The 16,247-nt window shown below is 36.6% G+C and carries 14 protein-coding genes; 3 read left to right on the top strand and 11 right to left on the bottom strand.

The window, feature by feature from the left end; translation table 11 throughout:
* Nucleotides 1–57 precede the first annotated feature (57 nt).
* Entirely contained in the window at nucleotides 58–276 is a 219-nt protein-coding gene (gene osmB / locus G468_RS0103880; protein WP_026822001.1) for an osmotically-inducible lipoprotein OsmB, read from the top strand.
* Nucleotides 277–338: 62 nt separating this feature from the next.
* Here osmB and yciH read toward each other — a convergent pair whose 3' ends face one another.
* The 4 genes from yciH to G468_RS0103860 are packed head-to-tail and all read right to left on the bottom strand — an operon-like array spanning nucleotide 339 to nucleotide 2,931.
* Nucleotides 339–659 carry a stress response translation initiation inhibitor YciH gene (gene yciH / locus G468_RS0103875; RefSeq protein ID WP_026822000.1) on the bottom strand — a complete coding sequence of 107 codons (321 nt, stop codon included), beginning with the start codon at nucleotides 657–659 and terminating at the stop codon, nucleotides 339–341.
* On the bottom strand, nucleotides 656–1,393 hold the full coding sequence (gene pyrF, locus G468_RS0103870; RefSeq protein ID WP_026821999.1) for an orotidine-5'-phosphate decarboxylase: 738 nt from the start codon (nucleotides 1,391–1,393) through the stop codon (nucleotides 656–658). The genes yciH and pyrF overlap by 4 nt, the downstream gene beginning before the upstream one ends.
* Before the next feature lie 44 nt (nucleotides 1,394–1,437).
* A complete protein-coding gene (lapB, locus tag G468_RS0103865; protein ID WP_026821998.1) occupies nucleotides 1,438–2,607 on the bottom strand; it encodes a lipopolysaccharide assembly protein LapB in 1,170 nt (389 codons plus the stop codon).
* A 6-nt stretch (nucleotides 2,608–2,613) separates the two neighbouring features.
* Complete coding sequence (locus G468_RS0103860) at nucleotides 2,614–2,931, bottom strand: LapA family protein (protein ID WP_026821997.1); 318 nt, start codon at nucleotides 2,929–2,931, stop codon at nucleotides 2,614–2,616.
* A 546-nt stretch (nucleotides 2,932–3,477) separates the two neighbouring features.
* Between G468_RS0103860 and ribA the strand changes: the two genes are divergently transcribed.
* On the top strand, nucleotides 3,478–4,080 hold the full coding sequence (gene ribA / locus G468_RS0103855) for a GTP cyclohydrolase II (RefSeq protein ID WP_026821996.1): 603 nt from the start codon (nucleotides 3,478–3,480) through the stop codon (nucleotides 4,078–4,080).
* A gap of 64 nt (nucleotides 4,081–4,144) precedes the next feature.
* Here the strand turns inward: ribA and acnA are convergent, their stop codons facing one another.
* The 5 genes from acnA to sohB form a co-directional block, all read right to left on the bottom strand.
* Entirely contained in the window at nucleotides 4,145–6,817 is a 2,673-nt protein-coding gene (gene acnA / locus G468_RS0103850) for an aconitate hydratase AcnA (RefSeq protein ID WP_026821995.1), read from the bottom strand.
* A 237-nt stretch (nucleotides 6,818–7,054) separates the two neighbouring features.
* Nucleotides 7,055–8,029: an HTH-type transcriptional regulator CysB gene (gene cysB, locus G468_RS0103845; RefSeq protein ID WP_026821994.1), complete on the bottom strand. Its 975-nt coding sequence runs from the start codon at nucleotides 8,027–8,029 to the stop codon at nucleotides 7,055–7,057.
* Between the two features lie 333 nt (nucleotides 8,030–8,362).
* Nucleotides 8,363–8,887: a superoxide dismutase family protein gene (gene sodC, locus G468_RS0103840; RefSeq protein ID WP_026821993.1), complete on the bottom strand. Its 525-nt coding sequence runs from the start codon at nucleotides 8,885–8,887 to the stop codon at nucleotides 8,363–8,365.
* 104 nt (nucleotides 8,888–8,991) lie between these two features.
* Nucleotides 8,992–11,592 carry a type I DNA topoisomerase gene (gene topA / locus G468_RS0103835; RefSeq protein WP_026821992.1) on the bottom strand — a complete coding sequence of 867 codons (2,601 nt, stop codon included), beginning with the start codon at nucleotides 11,590–11,592 and terminating at the stop codon, nucleotides 8,992–8,994.
* Between the two features lie 566 nt (nucleotides 11,593–12,158).
* The gene (gene sohB, locus G468_RS0103830) at nucleotides 12,159–13,205 is read right to left on the bottom strand and encodes a protease SohB (RefSeq protein ID WP_026821991.1); all 1,047 of its coding nucleotides are present in this window, start codon (nucleotides 13,203–13,205) and stop codon (nucleotides 12,159–12,161) included.
* A 113-nt stretch (nucleotides 13,206–13,318) separates the two neighbouring features.
* On the opposite strand from sohB, the gene G468_RS0103825 reads away from it, so the two are divergent.
* Nucleotides 13,319–14,104, top strand: a complete 786-nt coding sequence (locus G468_RS0103825) for a YciK family oxidoreductase (protein WP_026821990.1) — start codon at nucleotides 13,319–13,321, stop codon at nucleotides 14,102–14,104.
* 65 nt (nucleotides 14,105–14,169) lie between these two features.
* Here the strand turns inward: G468_RS0103825 and G468_RS0103820 are convergent, their stop codons facing one another.
* Both G468_RS0103820 and rluB read right to left on the bottom strand, forming a co-directional pair.
* Nucleotides 14,170–15,102 (bottom strand): hypothetical protein, encoded by a 933-nt coding sequence (locus tag G468_RS0103820; protein WP_026821989.1) that lies wholly within the window; start codon nucleotides 15,100–15,102, stop codon nucleotides 14,170–14,172.
* Between the two features lie 157 nt (nucleotides 15,103–15,259).
* The gene (gene rluB, locus G468_RS0103815; protein ID WP_026821988.1) at nucleotides 15,260–16,186 is read right to left on the bottom strand and encodes a 23S rRNA pseudouridine(2605) synthase RluB; all 927 of its coding nucleotides are present in this window, start codon (nucleotides 16,184–16,186) and stop codon (nucleotides 15,260–15,262) included.
* Nucleotides 16,187–16,247 lie beyond the last annotated feature (61 nt).

Here is a 16,247-nt window from a genome sequence, read left to right as displayed (position 1 = left end):
AAAAGTCGCTATCTGGGTTAATTTGAATTTAATATATCATATCAATAGGACAGAAGAATGAAGCGTTCAAAAAAACACGTATTGCTAATATTAATATCGGTCTTTTCCCTCATAACTATTACAGCCTGCTCTAATATGTCAACACGCGATAAAAATACCGCTATCGGTGCAGGCATTGGTGCAGTCGGTGGGGCTATTCTGACTGAAGGAAGTGGATTAGGCACGGTAGGTGGTGCGGCTATTGGTGGTGTAATTGGTCACCAAGTCGGTAAATAATTGTCGCGCTCAACAAACAACAATAAAGCCAGTTAATTATCTGGCTTTATTTATCAATAGGATTAACCACCGGCCAGCTTAACTTTCATTTCCTTAGCTTCTAATAATTGCTTGATAAGCTCCCGTTTGTCACCCTGAATCTCAATATTACCCTCTTTAATTGAGCCACCTGAACCACATTTTTTCTTTAACTCAGCAGCAAGCAAGATTAATTCATCTTTATTCAAACCCAAGCCGGTAATAACACAAACCCCTTTACCCTTTCGCCCTGAGCTTTCACGTCTGATGCGAATAATACCATCGCCTTTTGTCGGTGATAATTTTTTTTCTGTTTCGACGATTCTGCCACTTTCTGTCGAATAAACTAAACGCGAGTCACTCATTTTATCCATCCAATAGAACGATTAATTTGGCTCAGAGTTAACGCTGGATCCGCGCTATGAGTAATTGGACGACCAATAACCATATAATCAACACCAACATTAATAGCCTGCTCTGGTGTCATTATTCGCCGCTGATCACTCGCTTGTGCACCAGTAGGACGGATCCCCGGTGTAACTAATAAAAAATCATTACCGCAAGCGGATTTCAGTGTTAAAGCTTCGTGAGCTGAACAGACAACACCATCTACCCCACACTGGTTGACTAATTTTGCTAGCTGCAAAGCGCGATCAGCCGGTGTTTGTTTAATACCAATCTGTTGGAGATCCATTTGTTCCATACTGGTTAATACAGTCACCGCAATCAATAGAGGTGCATCTTTACCATATTCAATTAATGCTTCTTTAGCGGCCATCATCATTCTAGCACCACCACAAGCATGCACATTAACCATCCAAACACCTATTTCTGCAGCAGCTTTAACGGCCTGTGCAACGGTATTCGGAATATCATGAAATTTCAAATCCAAAAAAACTTGAAACCCTCGGCTATGTAGAGTTTGAATAAATTGTGGTCCATATAAAGTAAACATCTGCATACCCACTTTTAGGCGGCAATCCTGCGGGCTAATATTATCAACAAAAGATAATGCCTTGGTTAGATCATGATAATCTAATGCAACAATAACGGGGGAATTAGTAGAGACGGAAAGTTTATTTTGCGTACGGGCGATCATTTTTAACCTTTTTAAATTTAATAAATGCAATATCAGTTACGTTGTCACTGACCATCAAGGCCTTTTATTGGTTTGATCGTATCCCAAGAGCGGCATGAAGGACAATACCAATATAAAGAATGGGTAGTAAAACCACATTTACGACAACGGTAATCAGGTTTTGAACGAATCTGCTCACCAACCATATTGCGCAATAATTCCAAACTCTCTTTTGCTCTACCTTCTTCTGCGTCTGCTAAATGATAATCGATCAATTTATAAAACAATCGCATCGTTGGATGACGTTCTAGCTGCTGTTTAATAAATATTTGTGCTTTTTCCGTCCCTTTTCTTTTTTCAATTATTTCCGCCAGATAAAGCTGTGCAGTTGCCCCACAATCGCCGGCAACACATTGCTGGATATAAGCTTCCCAATCATTCCAAGTCGCTAAATGATAATAACATTCATAAAGCATGGCTAAAGTGTCACTGACTAAATCTCTATCTTGGTCAAAAACTTGCTTAAGTATTGAAATTGCTTTTTCATATTCACCACGAGCGATATGAATGCGTCCTTTCATAATAGAAACTCGCGCACCATTTTTATTTGCTTGGGCAGCTTTATTGAGTAAAAGAAATGCCCCATCTAAATTGTCACTACTCAATTCCATGAGCGCAAGTTCGCAATAAAAATGAGCAATTTCTTCTTTTAGTTGAGGATTGCCCATTTTGACTAATTTTTCAGCAACATCGATTGCTTTATGCCAATCGCTCGTTGCTTGATAAATGGCAAGTAAAGATTGGAGTGCACTAAAGCGAAAATCTTGCTCATCAACAAGCTGTAAGAAAATATTTCTTGCGCGATCATAAACCCCAGCTGCAAAATAATCACGTCCAAGCTGCTGTGTGGCTAGTAGTTTCTGCTCAAATGATAATGAGTTACTTTCAAATAATGATTGATGAATACGAATCGCACGCTCAATCTCACCTCTTGAACGAAAAAGGTTGCCTAATGTTAGATGAGCTTCAAACGCCGAACTATCTTCTTTAAGCATATCTAAAAACAGATCAACGGCTTTATCTTGTTGATTAGATAGTAAAAAATTGACCCCAGCCACATACTCACGGGATAAACGATCAGCACTTTGCTGTTTATCATGTTGAGCACTTCTGCGTCCCATATACCAACCATAGGCAGCGGCAATAGGCAGTAGCAGAAACAGCAGCTCTAACATAAAAAATTACCTTTTTTCATTTGTAACAAGCGCCACTTTAGTGTCATGTTCACTTAGCGGTGATTCAACTAATTGACTTTCTAGTCGTTTAATTTTACGTCTTGCATTCGATAATGAAATTAATGCCTTAGCGTAAAATACCCCGCAAATAAGCCAACCCAATACGAATCCAACCGCAAAAAGGATTGCTAGTAATGTTGATATTGGATAGTCACCTTTGGCAATCAAATAATTAAATGTTATTATCTGATTATTGCTTGAGCCAAGTGTCACGGAAACAATAAAAATGGCTATAGCAAGTAATAAAATTAAAAAATATTTCACATTTTTTCCTATTATTGCTTAATGATAGAAAAGTGGTTAAATCACTTTTCTTTTGTTAACTTAACATTTGATAACCCAATAAAGAAAGAGAATTATATCAACACTCACCTTTTTATTTAAATAAACATTTCAATGGTAGATAACAGAATGCGTTATCACAAAAAATTATCTAAATCATGTTAATAGTACAAAATTATTTTAATGAAAAATCCCTGCTTGGATTTATCCCGTTCAACGAAATACTAGTGTTGCTGGCTATTTTTTTCAATAAGTGAATAAACATTCAGATCATTGATTGAGATTAGTACCCCATTTCAATCACAAAACTTCAATCTAAATTGATAAGCAAAATGTGCTTATAATTAAAATAGTTAATTTTTTAATAATCATATTGTAGTAATATGAACATAATCTTATCTGCTGATGATATCTACTAGCCTAGTAAAATATATAGGTGAAAAATAAATTGATAACTATATTTAACTATTTTTTAACGCATTTTTCCTTAATTTTAAATCCAGAGTTTTATTCATTATGTATAACACTATGCAGCTAAAACGTATAGCTGAAGCCAAGCTACCCACTCCTTTTGGTGAGTTTCTCCTCGTCGGTTTTGAAGAAATTGTTAATGGTAATAATCATATAGCACTTATTTATGGTGATATTACTGATGGAAAACCCGTTCTTTCCCGTATCCACTCGGAATGTCTAACCGGTGATGCCTTATTTAGTTTACGTTGTGATTGTGGGTTTCAGCTAGAAGCAGCACTTAAACAAATTGCACTAGAGGGACGCGGAGTACTACTTTACCATCGTCAAGAAGGGCGTAATATCGGATTATTGAATAAAATACGCGCCTATTCGCTGCAAGATCAAGGTCTGGATACTGTTGAAGCTAATTTAAAACTCGGCTTTAAACCCGATGAACGTGATTTTACTATCTGTGCAGACATGTATAAATTACTTGCCATTAATGAAGTAAAATTACTAACGAATAATCCTAAAAAACTAGAAATTATGAAAGAAGCCGGAATTAATGTCGTAGAACGCGTTCCGCTTATTGTTGGCCGTAATCCTAAAAATAGCGACTATCTCAATGTAAAAGCCAGCAAATTAGGCCATATTCTATCTGATGATGACAAAAAATAATCAACCAATTATTATCAAAAACTGTCTGTTTTTTACAGAGCAGTTTTTGATGGTTTAAATACATTTATTTTACCATTTGACGAATAACATAATGAAGAATACCGCCATGACGAAAGTATTCTAATTCAGTCATCGTATCAATTCGGCAACGCATAGCCATTGTCATTATCTGACCATTTTTATCAGTAATAGTGACTGTAATCATCTCGCCTAGGGTAATTGATTGCAAGCCGGCAATGTCAATTATCTCATCACCAGTCAATTTTAACGTTTTACGATTTACATTAGCCGGAAATTCTAATGGTAAAACCCCCATCCCAATCAAATTAGAGCGATGGATTCGTTCATAAGATTCAGCAATAACTACCCTTATTCCTAGTAGTAGTGTTCCTTTAGCCGCCCAGTCACGACTGGAGCCGGAGCCATACTCTTTACCAGCAATAATAGCTAACGGTATCTTATTTTGCTGATATTGCATAGCGGCGTCATAGATAGCTAGCTGAGTCTGTGTGGGGATATAGCGAGTAAATCCTCCTTCAACACCAGGCAGCATTTCATTACGAATACGTATATTGGCAAATGTACCTCGCATCATAACTTCATGATTACCTCGTCTTGAACCATACGAATTGAAATCTTTTGCTTGAACGCCATGTGATTGTAAGTAATGACCAGCGGGACTATCCGCTTTAATATTGCCGGCGGGTGAAATATGATCGGTGGTAACAGAATCGCCTAAAATAGCCAAAATATGGGCACCATGAATATCAGTAATCGGCGCTGGTACTAGCTGCATATCATCAAAGAAAGGTGGATTACGAATATAAGTTGAATCAGGCTGCCATGAATAAGTGGCTGAACTTTTTACCTCAAGTGCCTGCCATGCTTCATCGCCATCAAAAACCGCATTATATTCCTTATGGAACATGTCAGATTTTACCAATTGTACAGCATTAGCAATTTCCTGACTCGTTGGCCAAATATCTTTTAGCAATACATCGTTACCATTCTTATCTTGCCCTAACGGCTCATCAGCAAGATTGATTTGCATATTACCTGCCAAAGCATAAGCAACCACTAAAGGTGGTGAAGCTAACCAGTTAGTTTTTACTAATGGATGGATCCGACCTTCAAAATTTCGATTACCTGATAGCACCGCACCGACAGTAAGATCATTTTTCTTGATTGCCTCTTCTATTGGCGACGGTAGTGGGCCTGAATTGCCAATACAAGTGGTACAGCCATAGCCGACTAGGTTGAAACCTAACTGATTTAAGTAATCAGTCAATCCGGCTTTAGCTAAATAATCAGTAACCACTTTTGAGCCTGGCGCTAACGAAGATTTTACCCAAGGCTTACGCTCTAAACCTTTTTCAACCGCTTTTTTGGCTAATAATCCTGCTGCCATTAAAACACTTGGGTTTGAAGTATTAGTACAGGAAGTGATTGCTGCAATAACAACCGCTCCTTCTTGCAATTGAAAATTTTTACCCGCATAACTGACCAAGGGCGCATGCTGTTTGGTTGATTTATTTAATTCAAGATCAACGGAATTTTTAAACGCATGCGGAACCTGACTCAATTCAACCCGATCTTGCGGGCGTTTTGGCCCAGCCAGACTTGCTTCAACCGAGGCTAAATCTAAAGTTAACGTACTGGTAAAAATAGGCTCTTCGCCGGGATGGCGCCATAATCCTTGTGTTTTAGTATAATTTTCAACTAAAGCAATTTCATCTTCCGAACGTCCGGTTAATCGCATATAACTTAACGTGATTTCATCAACGGGGAAAAAAACACATGTAGCACCATATTCAGGTGACATATTGGCAATAGTAGCGCGATCCGCGAGTGGTAAATCGGCCAAACCATCACCATAAAATTCAACAAATTTCCCCACTACACCATGTTTACGCAGCATTTGCGTCACTGTCAAAACTAAGTCGGTAGCAGTGATCCCTTCTTTGAGTTTACCTGTTAATTTGAAACCAACTACATCAGGAATAAGCATCGAAATCGGTTGGCCCAACATCGCGGCTTCAGCTTCAATACCGCCTACCCCCCAACCTAAGACCCCCAAACCATTGATCATCGTGGTATGAGAATCAGTACCAACCAATGTATCTGGATAAGCGAACAATTTCCCGTCTCGTTCTTCATACCACACTGCCTTACCTAAATACTCAAGATTTACCTGATGACAAATACCTGTTCCAGGCGGCACAACCCTAAAACGATTAAATGCTTTTTGTCCCCAACGTAAAAATAGGTAACGTTCATGATTGCGTTGCATTTCAAATTTTACGTTATCAGTAAAGGCTTGTGGGGTAGCAAATTCATCAACCATAACCGAATGGTCAATAATTAAATCGACAGGTGTGAGTGGATTTACCTTATTAACCTCACCCCCTAATCGTTGCACAGCTTCACGCATTGCAGCAAGATCAACAACTGCTGGCACACCGGTAAAATCCTGCATCAAAACTCGGGCCGGTTGATAGGCAATTTCACGCTCAGCATGCCCGATATGCTGCCAATCAACCATCGCCTGTAAATCTTTTAATACGACAGATTTTCCATCAAGATGGCGCAGCAAATTTTCAAACAGTACTTTAAGTGATTTTGGTAGATTCGAAATATCACCTAACTGTTTTGCTGCTTTAGACAAGCTAAAATATTCATAGTGTTTACTTCCAGCGGAGAGTGTGGATGCACAGTCCGTTCTTAGACTTAACGACATAACTCCTCCTTTTTTTATTTTTTATCTAACTAGCAAAGGTGACGCATCTTATAAAGATATTATATTAGAAATATTTTTCGGTTAAGTAACACATAATGATCATTAAATATGATTTTGTTCAAAATAAACAAAAAAATATTAACGATAAATAGCGCTAGCTTGATATAAAATTAATGCATAAGAAAAAATATAAAATAAAAAATGATTAATAGGAATAAATGCCAATTTTTACTAAAATTATATTGTTGGTAATTGAATCTCTTTAAACATCTCTTCGATTTCTTCATTTGAACGCAAAGAAATCGCTTTATCAACAACATCAGGTGTTAAATGTGGTGCAAAACGCCAAATAAAATCATACATATAACTACGTAAAAAACTATTACGATGAAAACCTATTTTTGTGGTGCTATAGCTAAACTTATCCCGCATATCAATAATAACTAAGTCTTGATCCAGACTAGGATCAACTGCCATGCTAGCAATAATTCCTATACCTAATCCTAATCTTACATAAGTTTTAATAACATCAGCATCTGTGGCGGTAAAAATAATCTTCGCCTGTAAACCTGCCTTTAAAAAAGCCTCATCCAACTCAGAACGACCGGTAAAACCATGGGTATAAGTCACAATCGGGTATTGAGCTAGCTCATTAATAGTAATATTTTTCTTGCTCACCAAAGGATGATCTGCTTTAACGACAACCGAACGATTCCAATGATAACAAGGTAACATCACTAAATCTTTGTAAAGATGCAAAGCTTCAGTTGCAATAGCAAAGTCGCTATTTCCTTTACTGACATCTTCCGCAATTTGGATTGGCGAGCCCTGGCTCATATGTAAGGAAACTTGTGGATAGTGTTCGATAAATTGCTTTATCACTGGAGGAAGAGCATATCTTGCTTGAGTATGTGTGGTAGCAATCGCCAATATGCCTCGATCAGGGTAAGTATGCTCACCAACGACTGCTCGAATAGCGTTCATTTTCGTCATCACTTCTCGAGCAATTTTTATCACTTCCTTTCCGGCAGGAGTAACATGCGTTAAATGTTTACCACTACGACCAAAAATTTGCACTCCCAGCTCATCTTCAAGCATACGAACCTGCTTGCTTATACCTGGTTGTGATGTATATAACCCTTCAGCTGTTGATGAAACATTTAAATTATGATTTTCAATCTCTACAATGTAACGTAATTGCTGTAATTTCATCTTATTCAGCGTCCTTATAAATTGAATAAAGGATTAATTATTTAATAACTTATAGTAAGTATATTATAACAAAAAGAAATATAAGTGTTATTTATTATAATCAATAATATATGTGGTTGTGAATATAACAACAAATAAATTACAAATAAAATATTATTTATATAATTAACTTATTTTACCAACAATTAATTATATATTTATTAGTTATAATGAATATAAATTTTGACAAGATTTATTAATTGATTGAATGTTAAAAATAAAAAACCAAACAAAGTCATTCTCTATTACTAAAGATTTCCTAAACTAACTTTGCATGGCTTAAAAATAAATTAATTATTTAATAATACCGCAAACAACCCTTAAACCACCACCACCTAATGTTACTGGATGATCTGAATAATTATCGCCACCTCCATGGATCATTAATGCTCTATTCTTAATTTGACTTATCAATTTTAAACGCGGCGCTAAAATAGCATAATCAGCACTACCATTTGTGTTAACGACTAAACCCGGTAAATCACCTAAATGCCCGCTACTATTATATGGACCTTCATGTTTAGCCGTTTTATTGGGATCAAAATGGCCACCCGCTTTTCCTGCTGCTATTAGCTTTCCCTCTTTTTGCAAAGCATTACAATTAGGATGTTCATGAATATGAAAACCATGTATTCCTGGCACTAATCCTTGTAATTGCGGAGTAAACAATAAACCAAACTTCGTTTCCTTGATGGTAATTTTACCCACGGATTGACCGTTATTGTTTGCAGTAACTATCTGCATTGGGACTGTAATTGTATTGGCTAGCGAAGTTGCAGTAAAAAAAGCGCCCACAACCAGTAACATTTTTAATTTCATAGATATTAATCCTTGTTATGATTTGAAATACCGAGGATAAGTAAACTAAAAATTAGGCTACTGAAATCAGTAGCCTTGTTTAATTATAGGAAGCAGATAACTTTTTATTTGTTTTTTTCTATCCATTTACCATCAATATAAAATGCACTCCAGCCAGTCGCTTTACCATTTTTTTCTGAGGAAATATATTGTTGTTTGGTCTTACGACTAAATCTAACAATTGTTTTATTACCCTCAGGATCTACCAGTGGCGCTAAGGTTAAATAACTAAATTTGACGGGCAAACGATCTTTAAAACGCACCAACTCTTCAACCAATGGTGCGCGAGTCTCTCTTGATTTTGGAAAAGTGTTAGCAGCCAAAAATATTCCCGCCGCTCCGTCTCTTAATACAAAGTAAGCATCCGATTTTTCACAAACTAATTCTGGCAGTGGAATAGGATCTTCTTTAGGCGGAGCCACTTCACCACTCTTTAAAATCTTACGAGTATTTTTACAAGCGTCATTCGTGCATCCCATATATTTGCCAAAGCGTCCCATTTTCAGATGCATTTCTGAGCCACATTTATCGCATTCAATAACTGGTCCATCATAGCCTTTAAGACGAAATTCACCTTCTTCAACTTCATAACCATTACATACTGGATTATTACCACATACATGTAATTTACGTTTATTGTCAATAAGGTAACTATCCATTGCGGTGCCGCATTTAGGACATCTCCGGCGGGCTCGCAAAGCATGTGTTTCTACATCCTCTTCTTCTCCTACCAGAATATTTGATAATTCATCTTCTGGAATTAAATTAATTGTTTTTTTGCAACACTCTTTTGCTGGTAAGCTATAACCAGAACATCCAAGAAAAACACCCGTAGAAGCAGTTCTAATTCCCATTTTTCGGTGACAGTCGGGACATTCAATCGATGTTAATACCATCGGATTGGGTCGCATACCGCCTTCTTCAGGTGCCTTGTTGGCGCTTTCAAGCTGCTTAGTAAAAGCAGCAAAAAATTCATCTAAAACACGCTTCCACTCAATACGATCTTCTGCTATTAAGTCAAGCTGATCTTCCATGCGAGCAGTAAAATCATAGTCCATCAATTCACTAAAATTTTCATCTAATCGATCAGTAACTATTTCACCTATTTTTTCTGCATAAAAACGGCGATTTTCAACTTTTACATAGCCACGATCTTGGATAGTTGAAATTATAACCGGATAGGTTGATGGCCGGCCAATTCCACGCTTTTCTAGTTCTCTAACCAGTGAAGCTTCGCTAAAACGCGCAGGAGGTTTAGTAAAATGTTGGCTGGGAGACAATTTATCCAATTCAAGCTGATTACCAACTTTAACCATTGATAATATTTTATCTTCATCACCTTTGCGTAATGCAGGCATAACTTTGGTCCAGCCATCAAAACGTAAAATACGCCCTTTAGCCTTCAACTCAAAATCTCCAGCTTTAACGGTTAATGTTGTTGAATCAAATTCTGCCGGTGTCATCTGACAAGCAACAAATTGGTTCCAAATTAGCTGATATAATTTTTTAGCATCCGCCTCCATCTCTTTTAGCGCGTCAATATCAATGTCAATATTAGAAGGACGAATAGCTTCATGTGCCTCTTGAGAACTTTTTTGATTGGTATAGACATTTGCCTGTTTAGGTAGATATTTTTTGCCAAATTTATGCTCAATATAATCGCGAGCCATAGTTAACGCATCCTGACTTAAGTTAGTCGAGTCAGTACGCATATAGGTAATATAGCCTGCTTCATAAAGCCGCTGTGCCAACATCATGGTTTTCTTAACACCAAAGCCTAGACGTGTGCTTGCTGCTTGTTGCAACGTTGAGGTAATAAAGGGAGCGCTAGGTTTACTAATTGTGGGTCGATCTTCGCGATCTACTACCTGGTAGTGTGCATCTTTTAATAATGCAACAGCAGCATCAATTTGTGCTTTGGTGACGGGTTTAAACGGCTTACCCTTTTCGTGCGTGACCTCCAGTCGAATTAATGCCGTATCAACGGTAAGTAATTCGGCATGGAGCTGCCAATATTCTTGTGGAACAAATGCTTTAATTTCTCGTTCTCGTTCAACAATCAGACGCACAGCGACTGATTGAACACGACCAGCAGAAAGACCACGAGCAATTTTTTTCCATAATAAAGGTGAAACCATGTAACCAACAACCCGATCTAAAAAACGCCGAGCTTGTTGAGCATTAACACGATCAATATTTAATTCACCGGGTTTATCAAAAGCCTGCTTAATCGCATTTTTAGTAATTTCATTAAAAACTACTCGACTAAAGCGTTGATTATCGCCGCCAATCACTTCTCGCAAATGCCAGGCAATCGCTTCCCCCTCACGATCGAGATCCGTTGCTAGATAGATATGTTCAGCGTCAGAAGCGAGCGATCTTAATTCAGCAACGACTTTTTCTTTGCCAGGTAAAATTTGATAATTAGCTTTCCACCCATGATATGGGTCAACTCCCATTCGATTTACAAGCGCCTCATGTTCATCTTTTTTTACTTTTTTAACCTTATTGGCTGAGTTTGTATTCTTTTGTGAGCTGGAACCACCACTTTTTGGCAAATCACGTATATGCCCTACGCTGCTTTTAACAACGTAGTTGCTACCAAGATATTTATTAATCGTCTTAGCTTTTGCCGGGGACTCCACAATAACAAGAGCTTTACCCATAGTTATCTTTACCTAAAATATTGTCTAAGCGTACTGGCTTTCCAGCCAGATGAAATGAAATCTCTTTTTATATTGCGTCAGATTTACAATATATCAACTTTTTTTTGCTTAAATACTTTGCCATAAAGATAAAAACCTTTGTTAATTCATACTGTAATCAGATTCAATAATACAATTTTGTCAGTAAAAGCATGACAAAAGTAAAGCATAGTAAGTAATAAAAAGCCTACACTCTACCTGATAAAAAATGATGCGCAACCACTTATTTTATTCACTGCTATTCTTATAACACCAAAAATTACTTCAATAAGTTATGAATACATTATAAAAAAAATCAATAAAATTATATAAAAAGTATCAGAAACCTAGTTCAAACAGATAAATAAATAAATTTTTAGAAAGAAATTAATTTCCAAATAAAATAGCTTAATGATGGTATATAAAATTATTTATTATGTTTTTAAGTAATTAATTAATATTTTATTTGCAATAGAATAATTAAATTTTAACCATCATGTTATAAAAATACCGGCTGAAAACGCCGGTATTTATTTCTTATTCTTAATTCAAAATAGTGGTTTCTGTCCTCTTTGCCACCAGCGTATTAACAACTTATCTGCATTTTCTATCATGCTGCCCATTAAGCGATCAACAAAACGTTTTGCAGGCGTATAAGTCACTGCAATAATTTCTCGGGCTTCAATTTGATTAATGATAATGTCATCACTAACGCCTATCTCATCAATTAAGCCTTTTTCCTTCGCTTGGACACCATACCAATGCTCACCGGTTGCCACCGCATTGATATCAAGGGCTGGGCGTTTTTGATGCACAAAATCTTTAAATAATTGATGTGCTTCATTTAAATCTTGTACAAACTTCTTGCGTCCCTGCTCGGTATTTTCACCTAACAACGTTAGTGTGCGTTTATATTCTCCAGCGGTATGCAATTCTACATCAATATCCTTTTTCTTCAGTAATCGATGAAAATTGGGTACTTGAGCAACCACACCGATAGAGCCAATAATGGCAAAAGGAGCCGCCACAATATGATCGGCAACACAAGCCATCATATAACCACCGCTTGCTGCTACTTTATCCACCGAAACAATTAATTTCAGGCCTTTTTCTCGTAAACGGTTTAGTTGAGAGGCAGCTAAACCATAGCCGTGCACAACACCACCTGGACTTTCAAGCCTCAATAAAACCTCATCTTTGTTATCAGCAATTGATAGAATTGCAGTAATTTCCTCACGTAGTGCATTGACTTCCAGGGCATTCATGCTGCCTTTAAAATCAATTACAAAAAGACAAGGTTTTTTTAGCGTTGTTTGACCAACTTTCGCATCCGCTTTCTGCTTTTTTTCTTCAATTTTTCGTTGTTTCTTATAGGTTTTTAACCAAACTTTATATTCGGCATCACTCATCTTAACCTGTTGCATTTCACGCTGACGTTCGCGATAAGCTTCACTTAAATCAATAAGTTTTAAATCACCTTTTTTGTTCTGTTTACGCAGCGCAAAACTAAAAATAACCATTGAAATCAATATAATAGCGATAACAACTGTAACTATTTTAGCAACAAATAATCCATACGATGAAAGAAATTCCACAATTTTATCCTTATTTACAGAATATAAACAATGGGAGTATTGTAACTAAAAACTTGATAAAGTGCTTATAACTCTCATTAATAAATTTGAATAATCAAAAGTAGGAAAATATCATGTTACATTACCAAGCTAAAGCTGATCTACTTAACCAAAAAAACATTCTAATTACAGGCGCAGGCGATGGCATTGGACGTGAAGCAGCATTAACTTATTCATCTTATGGCGCCAATCTTATTTTAGTCGGTAGAACACTGGCAAAACTAGAACACGTTAAACAGGAAATTATTTCTAATAGCAAATTTATACCTTCAGTTTCTATTTATCCCCTTGATTTGTTAACAATAACCGAATCACAATGCCATGAATTAGCAACCGATATTAATCAAAATTATACCTATCTTGATGGTGTATTACATAATGCAAGCATATTAGGAAAAATTGCACCGATTATTGATCAACCCATAAAACTCTGGCACGACGTTATGCAAGTAAACGTTAATGCAACTTTCATGCTAACACAAGCGCTGCTACCACTGCTTTTACAAGCACCAAATAGTTCCTTAATATTTACTACATCAAGCGTTGGCAGACGAGGGCGAGCTAATTGGGGGGCCTACTCGGTTTCCAAATTCGCAACGGAAGGTCTAATGCAGGTATTATCTGATGAATATAAAGAGACTAACTTACGGGTTAATTGCATTAATCCCGGAGGAACAAGAACGCAAATGAGAGCAGACGCGTTTCCCTCAGAGGATCCTATGAAGCTAAAGACCCCGCAAGAAATTATGCCGCTATATCTTTATCTTATGGGAGAAGACAGTATCAAGGAATCAGGCATAAGTTTCGATGCACAGCCAAATCGTAAACCAGGCGTTGCCTATTATAATATTGGCGTATAAAAGCGAAAAGCAAAAAAATTGATAATGAGTAATGTCACTAATTATCAAACAAAGTCATTACTCAATTAGTGAGCTTTGTAGGTATTTGCTGGGCGACGCTTTAATATCCCTGCATTAAAAATCATATTTGTTTGATTAATAAAAGCAGAATATTCATCACGATCATGCTTATTCTGCCCCAAATGAAAAGTGCTATACACTTTCGCCATATTGTAAAGATATTGATAATATTCTTCATAAAGTTGCGCTTTAGACTCTACATTACTGATGTTTTTAAAATTATCAACAATTTCAACAATTTTATTAGCATAAGATTGTAAAGAATAATTATTAAAATGTGCAATTGGAAGTGCATATTCAAATGAATGAGTTACCGTATTTTGTTCGTTTAGGCCTTTATCAACAATTTGAATATTATTAACTTTTGAACCGACTACTGACAAAAAATCAATAAACTCCTCTTTAGTGAAACATTTTGTTTCCACATGACTATATGATTGTTTGCTTTTATTTAAGGCTAAAACATTCAGAAAGGATGCGCCTATAGGGTAATCACATTTAAAAACATTATTATCAATAAGTAAGGCATTACTACTTAATATTGGACCCTTTACTTTTATTCCCTCAACAACAATTTGATTATACTTTAAAGAAAGCAATTGGTTAGAAATGATTTCTTTGAAAACCGAGCTGTAAGCATAATAATATTGTTGGGTAGGATTAATAATTCCACCCTGGTTACCAGGGTAAATGATAAATTCAGTTTTTTCGCCAATAGGATATTCAATCGTATGCTTGCCCGATGCTAAATCAACTTGTTTAATCTCTCCTTGAACAAGTTTAACAGGATGATTATCAATCTTAAAATAAAGTGCATCCTTGTTATTATGACTTATGTAAAATTTCCCATCAGCTGAATTGGTTAATTGTCGTTCATCACAACTTGCTAACAGCAATACAAATAAGCTGTTAGCGATAATTTGCCAAAATCGTGGCATATAAAATTTCAACCCTCTAATCAAGTTAACCTAATGAAAGCAGCTTATTTTGAGGTTCTTCTCAATTAAATTAAAAGTATTTATATAGCACTATTTTTATCTATTAAACAAATATTAGGTAGCTAAATTAGACTCTAATATTACCTTTAATTTTATATTATACTTTACGCGCAGGCTTATTATGCCCCTTAGCCGCTCCAGTAGCTCGTTTATTTGCTACCCGCATCGAAGAAACTTGAGTATGGCGTTTTACAGCACGACGGATCTGATTTGCTTTAATACGACGTCTATCTTGCTCAACTGCTATCTTACTGGCTGTTTCATCACTAAGACCAACCAGTTGACGCAAATAATTAATCTGTACTAAACCTAATTCCGTCCATCCTCCTCTGGGTAATCCTTTTGGTAAATAAATATCACCATAACGAACACGGATCAAACGGCTGACTTGAATACCTACGGCTTCCCATAAACGCCTTACTTCACGATTACGGCCTTCAGTTAAAGTAACATTAAACCATTGATTCATGCCTTCTCCGCCACGAAACTTTAAGGTCTTAAAACTAGCTTCACCATCTTCCAGCTGAACACCTTTGGTCAATTGACGAATTTTAGCATCGTTAATTTCACCAAAAACACGAACCGCATATTCACGTTCAACCTCATGACGTGGATGCATCAAACGATTAGCCAGTTCTCCATCTGTGGTAAATAATAATAAACCACACGTATTGACATCTAAGCGCCCTATCGCAATCCAGCGCGAACCTGTTAATTTTGGTAAGCGATCAAATACGGTTGGACGTCCTTCTGGATCATGATGAGTACATAGCTCACCTTCTGGCTTATAATAAGCTAATATCCGACAAATGCTTTTCTCTGCTTCCTTGATCCGCAACAGATGACCATCTAAGCGAATTTTGGTGTTAGCCTTAACTTCTATTCGGTCACCCAACGTCGCTAATTGACCATCAACACTGATCCTGCCAGATTGAATAAAACTTTCTATTTCCCTGCGCGAACCATAACCACAACGTGCAAGAACTTTTTGTAACTTTTCACTTTTCTGCTTTTTAACGCTCATAGCGTAAACCTCTTGTGTCACCTTCACAGGCGTCATAATCATAAAAATAACTTAAAAAAAT

This window comes from Arsenophonus nasoniae DSM 15247, assembly GCF_000429565.1.
GTDB lineage: Bacteria > Pseudomonadota > Gammaproteobacteria > Enterobacterales > Enterobacteriaceae > Arsenophonus > Arsenophonus nasoniae.
Note: the sequence above shows the minus strand (reverse complement) of the source record. Positions and strands in the feature narration are given on the sequence as shown.